General features: G+C 46.8%; 14 protein-coding genes and 1 riboswitch. Of the genes, 5 read left to right on the forward strand and 9 right to left on the reverse strand.

The window, feature by feature from the left end:
- Positions 1-125 precede the first annotated feature (125 nt).
- Positions 126-320: a hypothetical protein gene (locus tag L3C95_RS23355; protein ID WP_236391211.1), complete on the forward strand. Its 195-nt coding sequence runs from the start codon at positions 126-128 to the stop codon at positions 318-320.
- Here L3C95_RS23355 and L3C95_RS23360 read toward each other — a convergent pair.
- The 7 genes from L3C95_RS23360 to L3C95_RS23390 form a co-directional block, all read right to left on the reverse strand.
- Positions 317-1,258 carry a metallophosphoesterase family protein gene (locus L3C95_RS23360; protein WP_236391213.1) on the reverse strand — a complete coding sequence of 314 codons (942 nt, stop codon included), beginning with the start codon at positions 1,256-1,258 and terminating at the stop codon, positions 317-319. The genes L3C95_RS23355 and L3C95_RS23360 overlap by 4 nt on opposite strands.
- Before the next feature lie 176 nt (positions 1,259-1,434).
- The gene (locus L3C95_RS23365; RefSeq protein WP_236391215.1) at positions 1,435-5,934 is read right to left on the reverse strand and encodes a caspase family protein; all 4,500 of its coding nucleotides are present in this window, start codon (positions 5,932-5,934) and stop codon (positions 1,435-1,437) included.
- Positions 5,931-7,124, reverse strand: coding sequence for a hypothetical protein (locus L3C95_RS23370; RefSeq protein WP_236391217.1), 1,194 nt, complete (start codon positions 7,122-7,124; stop codon positions 5,931-5,933). The genes L3C95_RS23365 and L3C95_RS23370 overlap by 4 nt, the downstream gene beginning before the upstream one ends.
- Positions 7,121-8,167 carry an AAA family ATPase gene (locus L3C95_RS23375; RefSeq protein ID WP_236391220.1) on the reverse strand — a complete coding sequence of 349 codons (1,047 nt, stop codon included), beginning with the start codon at positions 8,165-8,167 and terminating at the stop codon, positions 7,121-7,123. The genes L3C95_RS23370 and L3C95_RS23375 overlap by 4 nt, the downstream gene beginning before the upstream one ends.
- A gap of 40 nt (positions 8,168-8,207) precedes the next feature.
- Positions 8,208-9,917, reverse strand: a complete 1,710-nt coding sequence (locus L3C95_RS23380) for a CHAT domain-containing protein (protein ID WP_236391221.1) — start codon at positions 9,915-9,917, stop codon at positions 8,208-8,210.
- 59 nt (positions 9,918-9,976) lie between these two features.
- Positions 9,977-11,887, reverse strand: a complete 1,911-nt coding sequence (locus L3C95_RS23385; RefSeq protein WP_236391224.1) for a caspase domain-containing protein — start codon at positions 11,885-11,887, stop codon at positions 9,977-9,979.
- Positions 11,888-12,216: 329 nt separating this feature from the next.
- Complete coding sequence (locus L3C95_RS23390; protein ID WP_236391226.1) at positions 12,217-13,065, reverse strand: phosphatase PAP2 family protein; 849 nt, start codon at positions 13,063-13,065, stop codon at positions 12,217-12,219.
- 144 nt (positions 13,066-13,209) lie between these two features.
- Positions 13,210-13,293, forward strand: a riboswitch (Fluoride riboswitch).
- 60 nt (positions 13,294-13,353) lie between these two features.
- Between L3C95_RS23390 and L3C95_RS23395 the strand changes: the two genes are divergently transcribed.
- Positions 13,354-14,640: a voltage-gated chloride channel family protein gene (locus L3C95_RS23395; RefSeq protein WP_236391228.1), complete on the forward strand. Its 1,287-nt coding sequence runs from the start codon at positions 13,354-13,356 to the stop codon at positions 14,638-14,640.
- A gap of 24 nt (positions 14,641-14,664) precedes the next feature.
- Positions 14,665-15,615 carry an NADP-dependent oxidoreductase gene (locus L3C95_RS23400; RefSeq protein ID WP_236391230.1) on the forward strand — a complete coding sequence of 317 codons (951 nt, stop codon included), beginning with the start codon at positions 14,665-14,667 and terminating at the stop codon, positions 15,613-15,615.
- Between the two features lie 1,192 nt (positions 15,616-16,807).
- On the opposite strand, the gene L3C95_RS23405 is transcribed toward L3C95_RS23400, so the two are convergent.
- The gene (locus tag L3C95_RS23405) at positions 16,808-17,758 is read right to left on the reverse strand and encodes an aldo/keto reductase (RefSeq protein ID WP_236391232.1); all 951 of its coding nucleotides are present in this window, start codon (positions 17,756-17,758) and stop codon (positions 16,808-16,810) included.
- A gap of 465 nt (positions 17,759-18,223) precedes the next feature.
- Between L3C95_RS23405 and L3C95_RS23410 the strand changes: the two genes are divergently transcribed.
- Positions 18,224-20,395: a bifunctional alpha,alpha-trehalose-phosphate synthase (UDP-forming)/trehalose-phosphatase gene (locus L3C95_RS23410; RefSeq protein WP_236391234.1), complete on the forward strand. Its 2,172-nt coding sequence runs from the start codon at positions 18,224-18,226 to the stop codon at positions 20,393-20,395.
- Positions 20,396-20,582: 187 nt separating this feature from the next.
- Here the strand turns inward: L3C95_RS23410 and L3C95_RS23415 are convergent, their stop codons facing one another.
- A complete protein-coding gene (locus tag L3C95_RS23415) occupies positions 20,583-22,469 on the reverse strand; it encodes a glycoside hydrolase family 15 protein (protein ID WP_317207709.1) in 1,887 nt (628 codons plus the stop codon).
- Positions 22,470-22,530: 61 nt separating this feature from the next.
- Between L3C95_RS23415 and L3C95_RS23420 the strand changes: the two genes are divergently transcribed.
- Entirely contained in the window at positions 22,531-24,990 is a 2,460-nt protein-coding gene (locus L3C95_RS23420; RefSeq protein ID WP_236391238.1) for an AsmA family protein, read from the forward strand.
- Positions 24,991-25,010: the final 20 nt, after the last annotated feature.

The following is a 25,010-nucleotide window of genomic DNA, read 5'->3' on the forward strand; positions in this document are numbered from 1 at the left end:
TTTGGTTCTAAGGCCCCCCTTGAGTTTTATTATTTAGCGCAAGATAAAGTCAGTTTCCGCACACCAACTCTTTGGAATTATTTCCCCGGCAGCATTTTTGTATTTCATTGGATAAACATATTGATATGACGATCAAGAAATCCATCAATGAAAGGCGGGCGATCAAACAGGTGAAACGTAAGAACGCCGGCGCTACAGATCTTGCCAAGGCTGCTCCGAAGAAGGAGTTCAATGACGATAAGAACAGTACGCTGGAAGGTTATGATGAAAATGAGTATGACGCCAAAGACAAAGCAGACGAAAAGCGCCGTAAAGCTTAGACGGTCCAGCCGTAAGGGACGTACTCATTCTCAAAGCTGCCATCATCGTAGAGGTTGACCATAGCATAACCGTTGTCGGTACGGTACCTGGTGCCTTTCCACCAGTTGCCACTTACAGCCCCGTTACTGATGTAGGTAACGCCATTGTACATTACCTGTTCGTATAGGTGAATGTGGCCGCTCATACACAATTTGACGTTCGGATGCTTATCGAACAAAGCTACCAGACGGGCAGCGTCTGTATGCATGGAACCAAGGCCCAGCTGATAACCAGTGTCTTCCTTGAATTTATTATCTACCACTACCGTTGCTGCCGATACAATTGGCACATGGGAGAATATGATAACGGGCAGTTTTGTATTGGCCCCAAGGTCTTTTTCCAGCCAGTCGAATTGTTCATCATCTAGTTTGCAGGTATACCAGATGCCGTCATTTTTAGGCTGGATGCTGTCCAGTACGATGAAGTGCCAGCCGGCTTTATCGAAGCTGCGGTAAGGCTTTTCCAGGCGCATCATTTCCAGCGCATATTTCTTACCGTAAAGCGGATCGGAGGTTTGTCCGGCGCCCCAGCAGTCGTGGTTACCAATACAATATTCCAGGGGCAGGCTGTTATCGCTTTTCATCAGATTGTGCCAGAGATTCCACTGTACTTCCACGCGGTCTTTGGGTTGCTTCAGTGCATCCATGATACAATCGCCCGTATTCATGATGAACGCAGGCGCGTCTTTCTGCGCCTGGATGTGATGCAGGCATTTGGCCAGTCCTTCGGGCGCTTTCATTTCGGGTTCCAGGTGTACGTCTGTCAGATGAGCAAAACGCAATACCTTTTTTTTAGGTTTGATGATACTGTCTGTAACGCTGGCAAGCGCCCGGGTGCCTGGGAGTACACCGATCAGTGCGCCAAGACCCAGGTTTTTCAATAAGGAACGACGATCCATATAATGTGATTTTGAGTGGTACAAACTTATAGGCTGGCGTCCGGAGATGCCAGGAACGGATAGCTTATTAATATAAAAATAATATATCCTCCTGCTTGTTGATAAAATATTGAAAATAAGCGGGAAGTCTCATTTTGAAAGACGCGTCAGGCGGGATCAGGAAGGTACTGGTATTTCTACAAACCCTCATCCAGCAATCTACATATACTATCGGCTATTCTCGTTGCATCATCGTAATTGCGTACAGGCCTGGCCAATTCGTCCAACAAATAAGCTGGCAGGAGTCTTCGTTCTTTTATCTCAGCATGCGCCTTAGCAGCGTCTCCGCCTGTCGCCGCAATGGGGATGACCGGTACATTGGCTTCCTGTGCTCTCAAATAAGATGTAAAGGTGCCACCTTGTCCACCGATCATGATCACAGCATAGGCCTGTGATAAGGTCGCTTCATACCATAACGTTTCGTTGGCAACCCTATTTATCAGTCCCCCTGGATAAGTGGGTTCCTGTTGCTCAAGTACGACCTGTCTGAGATATCCTTCGTCCAGGATTTTATCTTCTGCAAGCTGAGTAGCATAGGCCTCCGCAGCTACAGCATCTACGCCAGGCCATCCGCCGGTGATAATGCCATAAGCGGATTTGGCAAGTTCCCTGGCCAGGGCATTGCTTACCATCCATTCGGGTTGGGAGAGGCGGTCTTTACCCGTGCCGACGATGAGCAGCCATTGTTGTTTGAAGGTGATCTTGCTGAATTGCTGAAGAGATGGAGCAAGATGAGCGATGACAGGATCGTCCCCACTGGTATTTCGCATCGTGATTTCAGGATACTGCCTTATGCCATCGACTTCCAGTCGTTTGTGCAGATAGTTCGTAAAGGAACTAACCGTAATGGTATTATTGTCCAGTATTGCTTCTCCTTCAAGTCCATCCAACATGATGCTGTTCTTTTCGGCATCTGTATTGTCATGCCGATTCAGCTGAACTTTAAAGAAACAAGACGGAGATGTAGCTGCGGTTGGGTAGGCGAATGTAGACCTCTTCGGAGACTTCAGAACAGCGTCAATGGGCAGATATTCCGCAAAAGCATTTACCTGGTCAAAGTTTGCATGGGACAAGGCTTCGATACACTCAGTGATATTAATCACAGCATAAGGGTTACGTTCCGCCCAGGAGGAAAGGCAAAATAAGAAATCTCCACCATCCTTTATGGCATAGCCACACACATATATGTACAATACCCGCTTTTTCTCCGCCTTAGCCCCTTCACTCACTATCCGAAGAATTGTTTTTTCTATATCATCCTTGTGCACCCTTATGTCCGATCCGGATATAAACATATAACGGTTGTTGTCAGCAACCGTATATTTCAGTGTGCCGGATGACCAGTTGGAAAATCTCCACGCGTTCTGCACGCCCGACGCGAGTCCGGGAAGATTTTCATAGTGAGTGATACCAATGCATAGCGCATACGTTTCGTACCCTTCCTCCACAGGGTTTAAATACCTGACTAATGGTTCGGTAATCGCCTGCAGTTCCCCGATTAGTTTCGTAATATCCTCCCCTGATACTACTGGTTTTTTATCGGCTGGCAATACAGGATAGGATTTATAAACCGATGGATCAGCGCTTTCATCTTCCAGAATAAAATAAACCGGAATCTGCATGGCTTCAGCAATAGCTAACAGCTTTTCTATGTTATACTGCGGCTCGGGGCCAAGCATTGACTGTCGCTGGGCAATGAAAATAACATCTGGGAACCGGTTATGAACAGAGAATGACTTGTCAATCGCTGACCACGTGTTCAAGTGCTCGAATTCAACCCTTTTCTCGTGCAATGCAAATTTTACCTGGTTATAAAAGGTAAATACGTTCGGTTCTGTTTTGGAATAATACAAACATTGCAAGGTATCCCTTGTCTGGAGATAGTCGTAATTCTTTGGATCTCTGGAACTGGTTTTGGGAGCCTCAGTTGTTTTAGATAAAAAGATATTGTTCCAGACGTAATGCGGTACTATGAACAACGGCGTTTGCCATGCATTACCATTATGCGCGAAAGCTAAAAAACTGTTAAGTACCGATTGATACAGGGCGATATAGCTTATATGCGGCTGTTTGCTAAGACATTGGGTTAGCGCTTCGGTAAGCATGCCACCTATGCCTGCCAGTTCATAACACATTTCCTCCAGGTGTGTGGCCATGAGGGAGATATGCTTTGGATTGTTCTCATCCAGCCAGTGCCTGCTGCCGCCATGAGTGTCGAGTATTAGTATAATCGTTGGATTGTCAGGCGCAGCTTTGACGATCTCCATAAATTCGAAGTCGGTCAGGATACCATTTTGCGCCGGAGTGGTATATTCGGATGTGCGATCCAGATCGTGAAAGAAAAGAGCAGATTCTGTCTGCTGATTGCTTGAGTGACCACTAAAGTAAAACAGAACAGTGTCTTCACTTGTTGCAGTTGACAGTCTTTCAAGGAAGGAGTTGACTACATTACCTCTTGTAGCTTCATTGTCAGTGATCAGTGTCGCATTTTTGGATTTAAGTAATTGTGTGCTTACGAGTGTGTGCAGCATTTTTTGGGCATCGCTTACTGACTCGTGGAGATTATACTGTTTGTCCATGTAGTTGTCGATGCCTACGAATATGCCGTAGGTGTTGCCCTGACTGCGGCCACCCTGGAGCTCTTCCTCACCAATCATCTCCCTGAGATCCCTGAACGCAGCTTTCATAAATTCACCTGGTCCTTCCTTTTCAAGATATTCTGACAATATCATGCCGGACAGTAGTACATTTTCTTCTGGCACTCCGAGTTCCAACCATGGGCTCTCTTCTTCGACGAAAAAATATAATAATATCCTTCGCGTGCGGCAGATATTCATTATTGCCTTTAGCCTGAGAAGATTTAGCCCGGACAACACTTCCGCTGTAAGGCCGACAAATAGGATATGTGTGTCAAACAGTCGCTTGACTATCTGTAAAACATTCTGCCCCTGCTTGTTTTCCTCTTCGTCGAAAAAATCTGTCCATAAGGCGGTATGCGAAGAAATACCTGCCGGTACCTCCATATCAAGTCCATAACTCTTTTGAAACAGCCACAGGCAATTCGCTTCTCTGTTTTGTTGATGTAGAAGGACGATTCGAAAGAGCGCCAATGTCTTTTCTCTGCCTTCGTCCCTGACACCCTCCTCGATTATTTCATCTAATTCCGCCTGCCTGTTTTCTACATCTGATTCGCGGCCCATATCGCTGACCATTTTTTTAGCTTCTTCTTCGGGCTGATATATTCGTTTAGAGAATAGTTGCTGGTTCAAATCGAGCTTTCCTGGTATGAGATGGGGTATACTGAAGATGCCGGCATGCGATGTTGTTCTGACAAATTCTTCTAACAGATTATTATAGAACTGCGCATATGTAATATCTCTTACTGATCTGTTCAGCACTTTTTCAAACGTACTAAGCGAACGCTCCAGGTGCCCCTTTCCAGTCGTAATCAAAGTGAATGTCTGGTATTTCTGCTCATACCATTCGTTGCTGATATTTTCGCCTTCAAGAATAACAATAATATCTGGCGTGTTGTCGGGGAATCTTTTTACTATGAGATCATTTAGTTCCTGCGGAGTGATCATCAAATTATCTATTTCCTGTTGTGTGATGCCTGATTTCGGGATCTCACTTACTTCATGTAAATACACCCAATTGATGAGAATGATAATTATATCATCTTTTTTCGATTCGGATAATAGTATCTCAATCTGGCTACGAATATTAGCTATTTCAGGGTTTATTAATAAAAATAGATTTTCCTTCCGTATATATTGTTTTTCAATGAGGAGCGTTGCCAGCTGTTCTGACAGATGGACCCTACTGGGTGAGAATGCGGCAATGAGGCCGTGTACTGTACGCTCCTGATCTATCCCTACTTCCGCCGCTGAATGATCCTTTTTTACTATCTTCTTCAACCTGTTACTTAAGGTCGGGGGCAAATTTATTTTAACAGGTGTTCTGCCAGCCACTACCTCATCAGTAAGCACAATACGTTTGGATGTAACAGTACCTGGTTCTGCCTGTGCCACATCAGGTTTATTCAACGCCTTTTGCATTAAGCCGGAAAATTCCTTGTTATCTTTTTCGAGTGCCGCTATCAGATTAACGATACCCAATCCGCGGCTGGTATTTTTCTTTTGCAGTTCCTGCGCAAGGGAACCAAGTATCTGTTCAGCAGCGGCTTTTTCATCTACCTCCATAATCGCTGTCCATTGCTGGGCATCGTAATAGTTTCTCCAGGCACTTCCCTGCGTATTCTGTCGGGAGTATTGGTACAGGAATGCGGCCAGTTCTTCTTTTACGAACTGCTTACCCCTGTTTGCCCGCAGGTCTTCGAGTAGACATCGCCTGACATCGGCATCCATCTCAAACAGCTCCGGGCCGGTCTGTCGGAACAGGTTGCTCTGGATGCAATCGTTTACTGCCAGCGCATCTATCTTACAGGCAATACCATTCCTGATAAATGTGCCAAAGTTGGCCCATATCTGGTATAAGAGATGTACGGTCATGGCAACAGGAAAGGCCGCCAGCTGCATCAGTTCAACATGATCGCCGTTAGGGTAAAGTGCGGCATAGCGGTTGATGAACGACTGAATCGTTTCCCTGGCTTCCTTATGACCGTTGTTGTTGCTCATTGACCAATATTTGAAATGCCTTTTGTTTTAAAGAACTGGATGATGTTGCCCATATGATCGCTGTTGTCATTGCCCGGCTCAAACATTTTCACATAACTGCTGATCTTTTCAGCGGATGTGCCTTTCCATCTTTGCTCAGGGAGCGGGTTCAACCAGGCAATGCGGTGCGATCGTAGTTGATATAACATTCTGAAAACCTTTCTCACCCTGTCTTCACTGTAGTATCCTCTTGCCGCTCCGGCATCACTGATAATTAAAATGTTCCTGGACGGACTGTTAATAAGCTTCCGGAGTTTTACACTTCTTGTATGTTCGGGATTAGTAAATAAATATTCCGAAGGATAGTTACGGAAATAGAAAACGTCTCCTTCATTCTTTATGTTACCAGTGGTCGCACTTTCTACGACAGCATCGGCCAGGTCTTTGAATGCAATCATAGACCCTTCATGATCTATCAATAGCGTCCAGCGGGTCACAAAGCCATCTTCTTCTGTTAGTTTCCATTCATTGAAATAACCCTTCCGGGCCACTTCTTCTACTGTGGCAGGAATGTCTACCGTCGGACGACCAGTGCCCGGTACTTTGTAACGCAGGGAGCGGATAGTCTGCTCAATGAAGCGCCGGCTAACAGGCAGGTAACGGTTGTCGAAAGTGTAGTTCTTTTTGCGAAAGAGATGGTTGTAGTTACGATCAGTCGTAGCAGCGGCTGTATCATCTTCCACCTCACTGATATAAAAATTTAACTCGCCGGTTTCTTCTGCTATTACGGTTTCAGTTGTTTTCTGTGATTCCTGGTTACTGCCGGTATCATCTTTCCCGGTTTCTGTTATAGGGGCTTTTGCTTCTTTTTCGCTATTAGTGGTCTTCGTTTCTTCCGTTCTCGCGGCCTTCGTATCATGGGAAACGGCGATATCCTGTTGTGCATAAATACCCAGATGCCTGTCAAGTATTTCCTCGAGTACCTGTTCATTCAGCACATTGCTCTTCAGGTGGAAAGGCTTCAGCCAGAGCTTTTTACAAAGGAATAGCAACTCTTCCCTTGAGTTAAGCCCATAACCATTCTTCAGCGTATCAATCAGCAAAAGATAGGAGGAAAGGTCCACACCTTTATGTGGCATACCTTTCTCTATCCTCATTATTTCGAGGAAAGCATTTTGCAAGGGGAACGTTATATCTGGTTGATTGCTCATAGCGGTATTTGTGCCTCAGTGGACAGCGGTTGTTCCATTGTTTTGAAGTTGAACAGGGCAGTGGTGGTTTTAAACAACACGTTCCCAAACGGTACAGGTACCTGGTTGTTTTCATCAGCCTTGTCATTCAGCCAATCCTGTAATGCAAGATCGTCGGCCAATGTAGCGGGTCCCTTCTTCGGATCGCTACAGGCTTTAAGAATAGCGAACCAGTCGATGAATTCACTGGTGTTGATAGCCTTCCGGTACAAGCTGGACTCAGTATTCATACCCTTGCGCAGGGCTACAAAGGTCATAACAGCCTTTTCGATCAATCCATCTGTTTTTTCCGGTGTTTCATAGAACCGCGCCTTCAATATCCTTTCCAGCCATTCCTTTGTTTCCGGTGTTTCGAGTTTGCGCGCAGAGAACATGTCGATGTAATGAAATACACAACGGCGGAGGAAGGCATCGCTGAGGTCCTTCTCGCCATTGCTGGTGATGACAATAAATGGTTTATGTTCAAAAGTGGGTGACTCATTGGTTTCCGGGATATAGAAGCTGTTCCTTTCCAGTTCGTTCAACAGGTCATTGCTGAAATCAATGTCGGCTTTATCTATTTCATCGATCAGCAGGACGGCCTTTCTGCCATCTTCACTGTTCCTCATGGCTTCTGCCATGGGCCCCCAGGACCGGTACCGGTCTTTGTTCCTCATGTTGGTGTTCTTATTCCTGAAATTGGCGTCTCTGAGCCGTAAAAGGTGATCATATTCATACAATCCTTCCCTGGCTTTGGAGGTAGATTTTACATTCCATTCAAAGTATTTCTGCTGGTTGTATAGCTCTCCCTTATACCATTCATACGCTACCGCTTTAGCCAGCAGTGATTTACCGCAGCCTGGTTCTCCCATCAGGAGAAGAGGGCGGTTCAGGAACAATGCCAGGTTCACTGCTTTACACAGCTCTTCATCTGCGAAGTAGGGAAAGATGGTTTCCTTTCCATCTCCTTTTTGTACGACGGTTGTTCTGTTCAATTGTTCGCTTAAATATGATGGGTGAGCCATATCCTTAGCATTTTGTATTTAGTGAATTGGAAAATTGATTTTAGTTGATCTGGAAGCGCGTAATAAACGGCACTTCAAAATTGACCTTACTCTTGAGTATCTTCAATATCTGTCTGATGGTGCCATTGCTTTGCTGAAAGATTTCTTTGGCCAACGTGGCATTCAGTCCTATTCTGCCCAACTGGGGCTGTGATTCAAGCCATCTTTCAAGGTCGTTTTCTGTCATTCTGTCTACAGGTGTCAATACCTGCAGGCAATCATTGAACCTCCCTTTCTGCTGCAGCTGCGCTATTGTCTCTTTAAAAGTTTTCATCCGGTCTTCATTCAGCATTTCCATTTCATCGATCAGGAAGAACAGCACCTTATGGCGCCATTGCTGCATCTGCGTAGTTAGCTTTAAGTCAGCAATGCAGCTGTCCCAGTAGCGCCCGAACTCATCTAGTGTTAACTCCAGGCGACTCAGGTCTTTATTGCTGCAGATGATTTTGAAAACGATATCCTGGTGTGCGATGCCAACTCCACCGCAGAATTTATCCCTGATGAGATATCTGACTATTTCTTTTTTGTCCTGGTCGCGGACGTTGTCCGCATTGATATTCGTCAGATGCAGCCACTTTATCAGCGCTATCCAGAACTCATCATAGATGGATGATGCAGGGTCAAAAGGAAACGTAAGCTGGTTATTTTCGTAGACCTTATTTTCAAACAGCAGGTGGTAATACAGCAGGTCGAGCACACTGTCCCGGTCTCCCGACATGACCAGGCCACCAATCGGTTTGCCATTCAGTTTAAACACGCCACGTTGCTTTATATAGTTGAGCGACTTCAGCGCCGACTCGAACACAGACTGATCTTCCTTCAGGATCTCATCAGCGGTTTTCGCTATGTTGGTTTGTATGACAGTGGTTCTCAAAGACCTGAGTTCTTTGAGCTCATCCATTATACGCTCTACATTTTTCTTTGCTCGTTCAAAGGACTTCGGTGCGTTTCTCGCCTCTTCCATTATTTCTTCTTCCTCTTTTAACTCTTCCTCCAGCTGTTGGATCCGGGCTTCATTTTCCGTCCATGAAACCTGTGACCGCGCTCTTATGTTACAGATGGAAGCGTTGAGGATCTCGGTGTTCTTCGTGAATAGTCCCCAGGCAAATTTATCCGTCTTGTCCAGCGCTTTCAGCTCGTCATCCATTTCCCCGATCAACTTCTTTGAAGGGCCTTTCTTTTCGACACAAGTTTGCTCGTAGTCGGCATACAGGTAATTATAAGCCTCCTGCAAGGGCCTTTTGTGGACCACGAAGTGTTCATAAAAAGATAAGGATACCTTCGCCGCCAACTCATCATAAACGGCAGTCCGTGTAGCGATAACAGCCTCAACGCCTGTCTGCTCAAGTATATCTCTGACAAGTGTGGCAGAACTACATGCATTGAGGAAAAGTACTTTGATAGCGCTGTTGTTGGTGAGTATGGCTGACAATGCTAATGCGCTCTGTGTATGGCCATCTCCCAGGTGAAGTCCGATGTGACTGGCATGGCCGCTGAAATGAAAGAAACAAGGCTCATGCTGACGGTATTGTTCAAAGTTCCTGATAATAAGAGGGCCGGTAGCTTTGGGGATCCTGTGAAAACCCAATACATTGTTGGACCGTTCATATGCCAGCAGAAGATCGATATTTTGTTCCTCATCGGCAATGAATTTCAGATCTCCGACAGGATCGGCGAAAGCGAAAATAAAATATGGAGATATATCAGGCATTTGAGGCAACAGCTTGTAACGCTTTTAATATTTTATCGATAAAGAAATCTCAATATCCTTCAGCTGGCGACTTTCCTCAACAGGCGGATGCTGATGGTTTGAGCATACCATTCCTGGTCAAAGCTTTCATCTTCCGCGTCCATGACCGCACCGCGAATTTTACCCTCGTCCAATGTGATGACCTCCGGCTCCAGCCCCTCATATTGTCTGATAAAGAAATCTTTGAAGGGCTGTTTGCTGATGATCAGCTTTAGTCTGATCGTATCCTCTTCGAGGTGATCCGCAATAAATAAGCTGACTTTCTTTGCCAGTGCAGGAATAGGTTGTCCTTTTCTTAAAACGCTGGCGTCCACATCTGCCGTTCTTCGTTTAATGCCATAATTGGAATAGAGAGAATATAAGGCCACGTAATAGTCGTTGTCCGATCTGTTTTCGAGCCGGACCCTACGTAATAATTGCTGGTCTTCCTCCAGGCATAATGTAGCACTATCTGTAATTGATCTCCATTTGTCGTTTTCCGGATCGACCTGTACATCCACGCTGAAATCAGTTTTAAAGTGTTCCCGGAAAGTCTCTTCGTTCATGCACCTGTTCTCCAGCTGTAACAGCAGTTGCCAATCAGCTACCTGCCGGCAGCAGCTATACATGTAAGTGATCGTTTTATCTGTAATGGCCTTTACGCCATGCACCAGGTTATCCATGTGATCTTTCAGCAGGATGCTGTCGTTTTGAAAGATGACTTTATAGTTGTATCCGACATCCTTACCGTTGAAGAAGGCTATTCTCGCATGGCGGGCGCCTTTTCCTGCCTCCTGCATCCATTGCGAAACTTCATTGGGCATACCTTCCAGGCGGATATTGATCACCGGCGTCAGGTTACCGATAGCAGCTTTATATAGTCCCGGGAGGAGTGGCACGGGGCGTAATTCACTTTTGTCTAATCCTACTGAGGCGAGCGACACGGTAACAGTCTCCCCGTTCTCGGGGTAGATATTGATGGCAGTAGCGTTCATAGACGCTTTATCGTTCTTTAGTCCATGTATGGCCCCGGCATTGAGCTTCCAGAAGCCATTACTGTACTGTACCCGCCAGGAGGGAGTGCCTTGTTGTATCCCGTCTTTCAGAAAGATCTTTTCAGGATTATATCCTTCATACACTCTCAACTGGGGTGTTTGCTGCCGGAATTGTCTTTGTACGAGGGCATAGGCGTATTCAAACAGGTTGGTATAGCTTAGGCCATCTTCTTCCAGGGCGGCCAGAAGCGCATTACTGAATACCCCGGTGGCCAGTGCGCCATTTTCATACGCTACTTCGCCCCGGTCGCAGGCGCTCAATACGATATGCCTGGTATGGGGTACGGCAAGACGGCCGGCGACAGCCATCTTTTCGTAGTTTAAGTCATCGTTAAGACTGAGATAGGCCGATAACGCACGGAAGCTGTTTGTGTCACGGGCAGGGGTGTACCTGGCTTTCCCAATAGGGGCAGGAGCGTCTGCCAGGCCCATATTCCTCGTGATAGACCCCGAGTGGCAGGAATCTATAATGCAGACAATATCGGCGCCGGAAGGGACCTTATTGAGCAAGAGCGCCAGTTCTTTATCGGCCAGGTCATATTTACCCTCGCAGCGACTATCGTATAACACCAGTGTTTCATCCCGTTCCAGCGTATCCAGGTCTTTAAACGCAGGGTTGCTTTTGGCATAGGAACCGTGTCCGCTGAAATAGAACAGGACGATATCGCCTGCCTTTATAGCGGCATTGGTAAGCAGCTCCTGGAACTGACTGATCACTTCATCTCTCGTGGCCTGCTGTCCTAAAAGTGTCTTTATTTTTCTTCGTTCTTCCGGGAATGATTGCCTGAGGTATTTTTCAAAACGTGTTACGTCATTTTCACAGCCACTCAAGGGATTAATATTGGAGTCCGGATGGTATTGGTTGATGCCAGTCAGCAGTGCATAAATACTTGACATGCTTTGGGGTGTTATACCTTCAAATTAGAGCATTCCCGACAAAATAACAAGTGAAAAGCAATATTTGGGGAGGGGCGGAGATCGTACCGGGCTACGGAAGCAGAATGGAGGAAGTGGCTGGATATTATACCGGCCTATGAAAACAAGATGGCGGAGCTAGCCGAAGATTATATCAGGCTACGGAAACAGAATAGGGGAAGTGGCTGGATATTATACCGGCCTATGAAAACCGGATGGCAAAGCTGGCGGGAGATTATACCAGGCTATGGAAACAAAAAGGGCAAGGTATCCTGTAGACCCTTGCCCTGAAAGTATGAATCAACCACAAATTACTTCATTAACATCATTGACAGTCCCACTGACTTCCATTGCGCATTGTAATTCGGCATCAGCAACACCCTTGTGGATGTCTGCTCCGGATTACGGATAAAGAGGCGTTGCAGCTTAGGGTACATCCAGTAGGCTGCCTTTGTACTCAGAATACCAAGACCGGCGCCTGCAACAACATCACTTACCCAGTGGCGGTTGTTATAGATACGGAGTGCTCCTGTAGCGGCAGCAACGGCATAACCGGCTACACCATACCAGGGACTTACTTCATGATACTCCTCCCACATAAATTGTGCACTCATAAATGCAATAGCTGTATGCCCGGAAGGGAAGGAGTTGTAGGTACTACCGTCAGGACGAAGTCTGTTGGTAGCACTCTTGATCGCAAAGGTGCTTCCCGTGGTGATGAGACCAGACATACCCAGTAAAATGGTACGGTCGGCGAAATTATGTTTACCGTGAATACCGGCCATATTCAACGCGTACACTGCAGCAACAGGTACCCATTTCAGGTAGTCATCAACATCGGTACGGAAGGTAGGATGATCTTCCATCACCTCTTTCCTCGTTGACATATCCAGGGAGCGTAATGAACCACCGCTAAGGGCTACCGCTCCGTAGGTCATCATCGCAGTGGGAACGATGATGCTCACCAATCTGGCCTTGTAGTTTGGAATGCTACTTTTATAGTTCAGATTTGTATTAAATACAGGAACAGGTGTTGCAGTTGTTGGCATAACATTTGCCGCGCTTGTAGTATCCGCATTAATCTCCGCAATCGTTGTGTCAGCAGCGGCATAGGCAGAGTATGTCAACAGTTGCAGGCTAAGCAGTAAGAACAATCTCATATTTGACTTGGTAAATCTTGTTTATGTAACTGGTTATACTATTTAAATTAATACAAAATTGCCAAAAGAAACTGTAGAGATTCTAAAAATCCCACGTCTTTAACTATATTTTCACTTTTTTACACTTACAAATGGTATATTTGTGTTATACCAGGAAATGGTGTCTTCCTGCACAAGAACCGTCTTCGCCCATATGACCAGGGCAAGTCTGATGGCGCCTGCAAATAACAACCTTCTCCATATAATATAACGGGAAGAAGCAAGCAATTCGTATTTATTTGTGGGCTAATGAAATATTTAAGGTATTCTGTTGAACAATTGAAGATCGCGTACCAGCTGATCCGGTGGACGTTGATCATCATTCCCGTTTCTCTTGTTGTCGGTTCTCTCGTTGCATTATTCCTCTGGTTGCTGGAACAGGTAACCCTCATCCGCCAGGAACATGGCTGGCTGCTCTACCTGTTGCCGCTTGCCGGGGTGTTGATTTATTTTTTATATAAGAAGCTGGGTAGCAATGCTGAAGCCGGTAATAACCTCATTATGGACGAGATCCATGAGCCGGGAGGCGGTGTACCTGCCAGCATGGCGCCCCTGGTGCTGGCCACAACGATCATTACGCATCTGTTTGGCGGCTCTGCCGGAAGGGAAGGGACTGCCGTGCAGATCGGTGGCAGTATGGCGAATATGCTGGCGCGTTGGATGCGTCTATCGTCGGCCGATGTACGTATCATACTGATGACCGGAATAGCGGCCGGCTTCGGTGCAGTGTTCGGTACTCCGCTTACAGGGGCCGTATTTGCGCTGGAGGTGCTGGCTATTGGCCTTATCCGCTATGATGCCCTGATTCCCTGCCTGATCGCGGCTGTATTTGCGGATATCGTATGTTCTGCCTGGGGCATCCATCACACCCATTACCAGATCCTTTTCGACCAAAGCAATATTGTCTTCCATTTCGTACACTTCGACTTCCTGTTACTTGCAAAAGTGATTGTGGGTGGTGTTGCTTTCGGCCTCGCCAGTTACCTCTTTTCCATTTGTATCCATAACATCAAGGCAGGCGCGAAACGATGGATCCGCCCGGCCTGGCTCATACCGGTAGCAGGAGGTATTATTATCATTGCTGCCGTTCACCTGCTGGGTACCCGCGACTATATCGGCCTCGGAGTGACCAGTCCCGATCCCGGCGGCGTTAGCATTGTTTCCGCGTTCAGCAATACCCCTATCTCATCCTGGGGCTGGTTGTGGAAATTACTGCTAACTGCCATTACCCTGGGTATGGGGTTCAAAGGTGGGGAGGTGACACCCTTGTTTTTTATCGGTGCCACCTTAGGGCATACACTGGCCGTACTTTTAGGTGCCCCGGTGGATTTGTTTGCAGGTCTCGGATTTATTGCCGTATTTGCAGGTGCCACAAATACGCCGATTGCCTGTACTTTAATGGGCATAGAGCTTTTTGGCACATCGCATGTACTATACTTCGCGGTAGCGTGCTTTACGGCTTATTATTTCAGTGGACATGCCGGCATCTACAGTGCGCAACGTATAGCGGTACCGAAGAACCATCATATTGATTAACCAGACAAATTTGAATTGAAACTTATGAAGGCTGTAGCCGTTCCCCAGTTTAAGGCCATTCCACAGGTAATGGAATTACCTAAACCGCAGGTAAAACCAGGAACGCTCCTGGTACGTGTAGCCGCTGCAGGTATAAACCCTTTTGATTGGAAATTAATTGACGGTATCCTCGATGGGAAGATGCCACATAATTTCCCGATGGTGCTGGGTGTTGACGGGGCAGGTACCGTTGAGGCTGTAGGAGAAGGTGTTACCCATTTCAAGCAGGGAGATAAGATCTACGGGCAATTTATACATTCACCTATCGGTGAAGGCTCTTATGCAGAGTATGTTGTCGTTCCTGAGAAGGCAGCCATCTCTCATGCGCCTTCTTCCATATCACTCATCGAAGCTGCGGCCATGCCGACTGCCGGAATGACGGCCCTTCAGCTGCTGGAACGCCTGGGGCTTAAACATGAACAGACGCTGTTGCTTATCGGCGCTACCGGCGGAGTAGGCTCTTTCATCGTACAACTGGCCAATATGCAGGGCATCTATGTTATTGCTACTGTCAGCGATGAGGAAGGTGCGGAAAGGATGAAGAAACTGGGGGCGAAAGAGACGATCAATTACAAGAAGATATCTGTAGAAAAAGAGATCAAAGCTAAATATCCGTCGGGTGTGGAAGGCCTGATAGATCTCGTTAGTCCGGCGGCGGTGTTCAAGACCATGACGTCCTTGGTGAAAACAGGTGGTGCGGCGTTGACAACGGCGTTCGTGGCGGATAAAGAGGCCCTGAAGGCGAGGGGGATTACAGGGGGGAATTTTGAGACACAGGGTACGCCGGCGTCGTTAGATACATTGGCGGATGCGGTGGATAGTGGGGCGTTGAGCGTGCCGGTCGGGGTGGTGATTGGAATGGAGGAGGTGCCGGAGGCGATTGAGAAGAGTCGCAAGTTGAAGGGGAAGGGGAAAACGGTGATCAGGATTGAGTGATGCGGCCTTTATTTGTGCGGTTTGTTGTTTGTATTTTTGATTTGCGCGGATGTGATTGCGTTTGGTTATTGTGCGGACGCGGTTAATGCGATCGCCTTTGGTTAGTGTGCGAATTTAGGCGGATGCGGTTATTGCGATTGCCTTTGGTTATTGTGCGAATTTAGGCGGATGCGGTTATTGCGATTGCCTTTGGTTAGTATGCGAATTTAGGCGGATGCGGTTATTGCGATTGCCTTTGGTTAGTATGCGAATTTAGGCGGATGCGGTTATTGCGATTGCCTTTGGTTATTGTGCGAATGTAGGCGGACGCGGTTAATGCGATCGCGTTTGGTTATTGTGCGAATGTAGGCGGACGCGATTATTGTGATTGCCTTTGTCACTTGGTTTCAGATAGGACCGCGGGCTGTACCCCTTTTCGAGTCTTGCTATTAAACTTTGTCAAGCGTAGGGCTTTTGTAGTGCTATTTAACTCCCGTCAAGCGTATCAACACTCTCCAAGGGCTAAGGCCCGCAGTCTCTATCTGAAACCGCGTCTCTGCGGCCCCCGATAGGTAGTCTGAGGTCAGAAATTTACCGTCCTACTAACGGTGGCGTATTTCTGGTAATTTTATCAAGCTTGCTTTACACTTCGCTTGTATCAGGAGAAGTGATTGAATACTGATCACGCATTAACAATAATTATGTGTGCTTTCCTGAATATGTTCGTCACCTTACACCGATCAATTCAACTACCAGACATTAAAGACCTGTCGTATGCTTATATGCTTATATGCTTGGATGCTTTCCTAATCCCGATACACAATACTCGAATGAACCAGCTTTCGTCAACCGCATGTCAATACCGGATACATGTTCATGCCCCATGGATAATCACTCGAATCAATTAGCTCTGCCGACCGTGTGTTTGAGTATATGTATACTCGCTTATAACCTCATATACAATCACTCGAATCAATCAGCTCTGCCGACCGTGTGTTTGAGTATATGAATACTCGCTTATAACCTCATATATAATCACTCAAATCAATCAGCTCTCCAACCGTGTGTTGATGTAAATGGATGCCTGCGTATAATGCCGCATGTAATCCATCGCATAATCACTGCAATGGATTACACTTCAGACATCCTATAATGTATTTGTAATTTATCGGTAAACGTTTCTCCGCCCTTCCTCCGATGTGCGTTCAATGAATCACTCATCTACGTAGTCACTCGCTATATTCAACTTTTCTATTGCGCCTGCGTCGAGGCCTAGTTGGGTGGCTTTTATGAGTTCTTCCAGTTGTTTTGTACTGGTGGCACTCACGATGGGGGCAGTGATATCGGGACGTTGCACCAGCCATGCGATAGCGACACTGGCGGGCGTTGTTTTGAAGTCTGCTGCTACTTCGTCGAGTGTTTCGAGAATGCTTTGACCACGTTCGTCAAGGTAGCTGGTTGCTTTTTCTCCTCTTGCACTTTGTGCGGCGTCTTCTTTCGTTCTGTATTTTCCGCTGAGGAAACCACTGGCTAAAGAATAGTAGCTGATCACACCCAGTTGATATTGTTGTGTGATGGGAAGGTACTCTCTTTCGAACTTCTGGCGGTCGTACAGATTGTATAATGGTTGTAAAGATTCATACCTGGGATAGCCATTCGTTTCGCTGCATTCCAATGATTGTAACAGTCGCTCCGGGCTAAAGTTGGAGGCACCGATCACTCTTACTTTACCGGCTTTTACCAGCTTGTCGAAAGTGGCAAGTGTATCGTCTACAGCTATTTTTGGATCATCGTAATGTGATTGATACAGGTCTATATAATCTGTCTGCAGGCGGCGGAGAGATTCTTCTACGCTCTTTTGGATGTAGGCTGGTGAGAGATCTCTTACTTTACCTCCGCCTACTTTTGTTGCGATGATCACCTGATCGCGTTTCCCGCTTTTCTTTAACCATTTGCCGATGACCGTTTCTGATTCACCGCCACTGTTGCCAGGGGCCCAATGAGAATAGGAATCTGCGGTGTCTATCATGTTGAATCCAGCACTCACAAATGCATCCAGTAATGAAAATGAGGTCGCTTCATCTGCTGTCCAGCCAAATACATTTCCGCCAAACACCAAAGGTGCAACCTGTAATGCTGATCTGCCCAATTGTCTTTTTTCCATGTACGCTGATTTTTTTATTCGTTAAGATTCGATTGTTCTTGTTCATAGCGTTCCCATAGTCATGGTTACACGCTACAAACATATATGCCCTCTGGTGGGCCGGTCGAACACTGTTATTATAACTGTTGTCAAAGGTTTTTTAGTGCATGGATAATGCGACTATTATTTATTACCGAACCTGTTTTCAATTCTTTTCTTAACTTATTTCTGAATTTATTTCTGCATGCATTGCTGCATCTATTTCTGAATTTATTTCTCAATGTACGAGTTTGTTCCAAAACAGATACCATAAATTTCCGTATCTTGGGCGCTATTGCCATCAGCGCCAGCGTCCATTGTATCCTATAAAAAAAGCAGGCAGCGCTTATTTCCGTATCTATTCAGGTGCGTTTTTTGTTAAAGGCTCTCCGTACTACACGAGCGGAATTGATATTAGCATAGATTTTTTGACTTAATAACTGTATTATGAGTAAAACCATTATTGTATCTAACAGGCTACCGGTAAAGATCACTGAAAAAGATGGAGAATATGTGTTGAATCCGAGTGAAGGCGGTCTGGCTACAGGCTTGGGATCCATTTACAGGCAAGGCTATAATATCTGGATAGGATGGCCGGGCGTTGATGTGAGTGAGGAGGCACAACCACAGATCAGGGAACAGTTGCAGGCGCTGAACCTGATGCCTGTGTACCTGACACAGGAAGAAATTAATAACTACTATGAGGGATTCTCAAATGAGATACTGTGGCCTGTTTTCCACTATATGTCCGTTTACGCCCGTTACGAACAGGTGTACTGGGATTTTTATTATCAGGTGAACAGTAAATTCAGAGATGTGGTTTTGCAGGTGGCGGAACCGGGAGATGTGATATGGATACACGATTACCAACTGCTATTATTGCCGGGTATGATCCGATCTGAAGCGCCTGATGTTGCTATCGGTTATTTTCAGCATATTCCTTTCCCTTCTTTTGAGCTTTTCCGTCTTATACCATGGCGCTGCGAACTATTGGAAGGTATGCTGGGTGCTGACTTGCTGGGCTTCCACACTTTCGACGACAGCCACCATTTCCTCAACGCCGTTACCCGGCTGCTGCCGGTGAATGCGTCTGCCAACGTTGTGATGGTCAATGACCGCGCGGTGATTGCTGAAACTTTTCCCATGGGGATCGATAATCAGAAATTCGAACAGCTCTCCAATGATCCGGAGGTATTGCGGCAGATGGAAAGTCTGAAGGAAAGTTTTCAGCATACACATATGGTGCTGTCTATTGACAGACTGGATTATAGTAAAGGTATTATCCAACGCCTGCAGGCTTTCGAATTGTTCCTGCAATTATATCCTGAATATGTGGAAAAGGTAATACTCTATATGATCGTCGTTCCTTCACGGGACACTGTTCCGCAGTACAAAGAACTGAAAGAGGCGATTGATATGCTGGCAGGCGGTATTAATGCCCGTTTCCGTACTATCAACTGGCATCCGATCAATTATTTTTACCGTTCATTTCCGGTGGAGACGCTGGCGGCCTTATATAACTTCGCTGATGTAGGACTGGTCACACCTATGCGTGATGGCATGAACCTCGTGAGCAAGGAATATGTGGCGAGCCGCAAAAATAATAACGGGGTACTGATATTGAGTGAAATGGCCGGTGCATCAAAAGAGTTGATAGATGCACTGATCGTTAACCCGAATAACATCGGCGCCATTGCAAGAGCTTTGCATGAGGCACTGAATATGCCAGAAAAAGAACAGCAACGCCGTATGAAACAAATGCGGCAGGTGGTGACGAAGTTTAATATCGCACACTGGGTGAAGTTGTTTATGGCGCGCCTGCAGGAGGTTAAACAGTTTCAACAGTCCATGCTGGCCCGCCGTATGAGCCTCGATATGCAGTCGACCGTCAGGAATGCATATAAGCAATCCAAAAAACGCGCTATCTTCCTCGATTACGACGGCACATTAGTAGGGTTCCAGTCGAACATTGATCTGGCATCTCCTGACCAGGACCTTTATCACCTGCTTAAAACGCTTTCAAATGATCCGGCTAATCATGTAGTGATGATCAGCGGCCGTAAGCATGAAACGCTGGAAGAATGGCTGGGACATCTTCCGCTGGATCTCATCGCAGAACATGGCGCCTGGACTAAAAAATATGGTGAGGACTGGCTGATGCTTCCCGGACTTACAGCGCAGTGGAAGCAGGATCTGCTGCCTATTCTCGATACTTTTATGGACCGTACGCCTGGTTCGTTTATAGAGGAAAAGAGCTATTCACTTGTGTGGCATTACCGCAAGGTGGAACCGGGTTTGGGCGAACTGCGTTCTAATGAACTAATGAATACCCTGCGTTATTTTACCAATGATATCGGCTTGCAGATCCTGCCGGGCGACAAGGTCATTGAGATCAAGAACGTTGAGATCAACAAAGGGAAAGCGGCATTGTCATGGTTGCAGGACCGTGAGTTTGATTTTATGCTGGCAATAGGAGATGACTATACCGATGAAGACATCTTTAAGACCTTACCTGCAGAAGCTGTGACAATTAAGGTGGGAAGCCAGGTATCTGCCGCTAGATATTATCTGCGGAGCCACCAGGAAGTGAGGGCGTTTTTAAGAGCGCTTGTGTTGTAGCGGAAGTTATTGTTATCTCTATCAACAAAATGAGGACGTGCCAGATATAACTGAGCCTCCTGAGAATAGCTTAAAAGCACGCCGGTCTCCGTCAGGTATCCGAACAAAAAGAGCCCGTATCAAAATTAAGATACGGGCTCTTTTTTATGCTGCGTCTGAAAGGAGACGGACATGTTTTACAATGCGTTTAAGAATGCTCACTTACTTTGGCGCTCGGTATCTTTTGTTCCAGGTGTTGCCCGTTTCTACCCAATAGAAATATCGGAACGTCCAGTTTCATGGCTATTCTGTACGCTGCGTTCATCAATCCCACATGACTGTATGCCTGCGGGAAATTCCCCCATTGGCTGCCATTCTCCTCGTCTACGTCTTCACTGAACAGCATGAGGTGATTGGAGTATTGTAACAGGTTCTGGAATTCACGGATGGCATCGTCCAGGCGCCCCACGCAGGCAAGCGCTTCTACATACCAGAAGGCGCAGACCAGGAAGGTGGTTTTCGGTTTGCCAAAATCGTCGGAATGCAGATAACGGTAGAATAGTCCCTGCGGCGTTTTTAATTCCCTTTCCAGCGCTGCCAGATGATCTTTGGCCTTTTGAGACGCAGGATCGAGATAATTCATCATAATGAGCTGCAGGGTACTGGCATCCAGATGCTGGCTACCGGCGGCATTGGTGTAAACCTTCCTTACCGGATCATAACAGCTTTCTATGTGGGCGGCCGCCCGATTCTTCAGCGCCACAGCTTTTTCGGCCAGCTGTTCATTGCCAATAGTGCGGGCCATTTTTTCTGCGGCAGAGCAGCCTGCCCACTGGAAGAGATTACTGTAACAATGAATATTGGCAAAGTTGCGGAACTCCCATATACCTGCATCCTTTTCATCGATGGTATGTTCAATTTTACCCAGCAGGTATTCTATCCACCAGGTAGAGTCTTTCCGTTCGGAAAATATAAAGCGGTGGTCGGTATATAACGGCAACATGGAAATAAGTACCTGTCCGTAGATGTCGTTCTGAATATGTTCATACGCCTGATTACCGATACGCACAGGCTGATTGCCGAGGTATCCGTCCAGGTGCGGCATGATCTGTTCAACCAGGTTCTTTTTGCCGGTAATGCCATATAAAGGCTGATAGCGGTAATCGCCCGAAAAAGAGATATCGGCCACATAGCTGAAATACTTTTCCATTTCCTCGAAATGGCCAATATGGTTCAGTGCGGTGATCACATAAAAGGTATCTCTCAGCCAGCAATAACGGTAGTCCCAGTTTCGACCACTGCCGGGATACTCAGGCAGGCTGGTGGTACTGGCGGCGATGATGGCGCCGGTATCTTCGTACTGGTGGATCTTCAGGGTCAGCGCAGAACGGATAACGGCCGGCTGATAGAAGTTGGCGATATTGGAATGTTTGATCCATGTGCGCCAATAAACGGTGGTTTCCCTGAGGAAACGTTCCGCAGTACTGTTCAGCGGCGCCTCCAGGGGATTACCGTAACTAAGCAGCAGGTATTTATCTTCATTGAGCACAAAATGTTCCCCTTCGAAGAGATAGCTCATGGGTATATTGGTGGTGAGCCGCAGGCTCTCCTCGCATCCCAGGAATTCAATGTGATTGCTGCCCCGCTGGGCTTTGAGAAAACCGCTGCCGTAATCGCAGACCGGCCGGCATTTCACCCGGATGCGGGGATTACCCTCCAGCGGCTCCACTTTGCGGATCAGCATTAGTGGTTTGAAGTACCGTTCATACTGGTAAAAACGGGGCGCGAAATCCGTAATACGGTATCTGCCGCTTTCACTGGTGATTTCGGTACATAAAATATTAGTATTCTCAAGATAGTACTGCTTTGATGTGTATTCTCCCGGAGGAAGAATGGAGAATTCACCTCCCTTACCTGCATCCAGCATACTGCCGAAGATAAAGGAACTGTCCATCCGTGGCCAGCAAAGCCAGTCTATATTAGTATTCAGATTGACATGTGCGAGGTAAGCACAATTGCCAATGATGCCTGTCTGATAGCTATGTCTTTCCATATGTGATTCATTAAAACACAAAAGCCATTCCAACAAGATCAACTACGGCACATTTTGTGTTAATTAAAACTAAAACCTCTTAATATTCATGTAAATACCCCTCATGCGGAAGTCGCTTCGTATAACCCTGATTGTTTCTGGTAGCCTCCTCAGTATACTTGTACTGCTATGGCTGGGACTTGCTTTATACATCCGTCATAATAAGGCTGATATCCTGCAACAGATCAGCGACAGGCTGAATGACAGGCTCAATGGTGGAACACTGGTGATAAAGGACATGGAACCATCACTGGTACGCAGTTTCCCAAACGTTTCCGTAGCCCTGGAAGGGGTGAGTATAAAGGATAGTCTGTGGAACACACATCAGCATCAGCTGCTGGATGTAGCACGTATTTTTGTAAAAGTAAATACATTCTCATTACTCAGAAAACAATTGGACATCCGGCAGATCTCCCTGGAGAAAGGCAGTATCTACCTCTTCACGGACAGCACCGGATATAGTAATACCAGCATCCTGAAGCGGAATACCAGTGTAAAGAGTGAGGAAAAGGGGAGAGGAACGGCTGCCGATATTACCCGCCTGCAATTGTCTGACATTCATTTTATTATAGAGAACCATGGGAAACATAAATTGTTCAGTTTCGATGTAGCCAGTCTGAAAGGTAATCTGCGTAATAATGACTCTGGCTGGGTTTGTAATATGAACACTTCCCTCAGGGTACTTAGCCTGGCATTTAACACCGAAAAAGGCAGTTATCTGAAAGACAAACCCCTGCAGACTGCGCTGGAGATCCAATATAACCGGGTCAGGAAAACACTGGAAATTCCGCAACAGGCAATGCGCATAGCCGGCCAGACCATTTCGGTGGGCGCCTCTTTTTCTTTCGGGGAACAGCCACGGCCCTTTACCCTGCATATTGTGGCAGACCAGATCCCGCTGCGCCTGGCCGCTTCCCTGCTGACACCCAAAATATCTTCCAAACTGGATAGCATCCACATCGCCCAGCCACTGGATGTAGAAGCCGGGCTGAGTGGGTATATGCAGGCGGGAGACAAACCCTCGGTGTATGTGACATGGAAAACGGCCAACAATGTCGTCACCACCAAAGGCATGGAATTGCAGCAGTGCAGTTTTGCAGGCAGTTTTTCCAACGAATGGATGGCGGGTGAACCGAGAGTGGATGAAAACTCCGTGATCAGCATTTATGGCCTGAAAGCGAAGCTTTACAGCATCCCCGTATCTGCTGATACCATCCGGATCACAAATCTGAAACATCCCACCCTGATGGGCTATTTCCGGTCAGACTTCCCGCTGACGAACCTGAACGAGGCACAGGGGGAAGACACCGTATTCCGGTTTACCGGCGGGACGGCGGTAGCTGCTTTGTATTATAAGGGAGGAATTACAGCAGGAGATACGATTGTGCCGTATCTGAAAGGCACGGTAGCATTAAAAGAGGGTGTGATGGAGTACACCCCGCGCAATCTGCAGTTCAGCGGCTGCAATGCCTTACTGGTTTTTAACGGGCAGGATCTTTTACTGCAGGATATCACTATCCGCAGCAGGAAAAGCAATCTGCAAATGGAAGGCAGCATAAAGAATATTACGCGACTCTACTTTTCTGCGCCGGAGAAGCTGGCGCTGGATTGGAGGATACGCAGTACGGCTATCGACCTCGATGAATTCCGGTCTTTCCTTGGAAAGCGGAAGCAGGGAAAACGTGCCCGGGCGGCTGCCAGTCGCCGGAATATGAGCCGGATTGCCAGTCAGCTGGACGTGATGCTGAACAGCTGTAACATCAACATGGAGATATTACTCGATAAGCTGAATTATGGCAATTTTGCGGCGCAGCAGGTAAGGGCAGCGCTTACATTGAAGGAGTCGGATATTCATCTGCAGAAGATGTCGCTGGCCCATGCCGGCGGCAATATCAATATGAATGGCACCATGACACAGGATGGCGTTAATAACCGTTTTAAGGTGAATGCAGACATTAAGAACGTACAGGTGGATCAGCTCTTCCATGCATTTAACAATTTCGGTATGCAGTCGCTGGGAGCAAAAAATCTGAAGGGCATCTTTTCCGCCACGGCAGCCGTGAGTGGTAACATAAAAGATAACGGTAAGATGGCGCCTCAATCCATGTACGGCACACTTGCATTTAATCTGCGGAATGGCGCCCTGATTCATTTTGCACCGCTGGAGGATATTGGCGATCTGATATTCCGCGGACGCAACCTGGGTCATATCACCTTTGAGAACCTGAAGAATACACTGACCCTGCAGGGGAATAAGATCATCGTTCCTCCGATGCAGATCAATTCAAGCGCATTGTATATGGATGTATCGGGCGTATACGCCATGACAAAGGGTACGGATATGTACATTTCCGTGCCACTCCGCAACCCGAAAAAGGATGAAGACATTGTTGATAAGGAAGAGAAAAGGAACAGGCGCCGGAGGGGAATTGTGTTGCATCTGCATGCGAAAGATGGGGAAGATGGCAAGGTAAAGATCGGTTTAGGGGGTAAAAAGGACAAGTCAGGCGACCGGGAAATGTAACTTTTTATGAGTACGGCCGT

The sequence above is a fragment of the Chitinophaga filiformis genome, from assembly GCF_021646545.1.
GTDB classification, from domain to species: Bacteria; Bacteroidota; Bacteroidia; order Chitinophagales; family Chitinophagaceae; genus Chitinophaga; species Chitinophaga filiformis_A.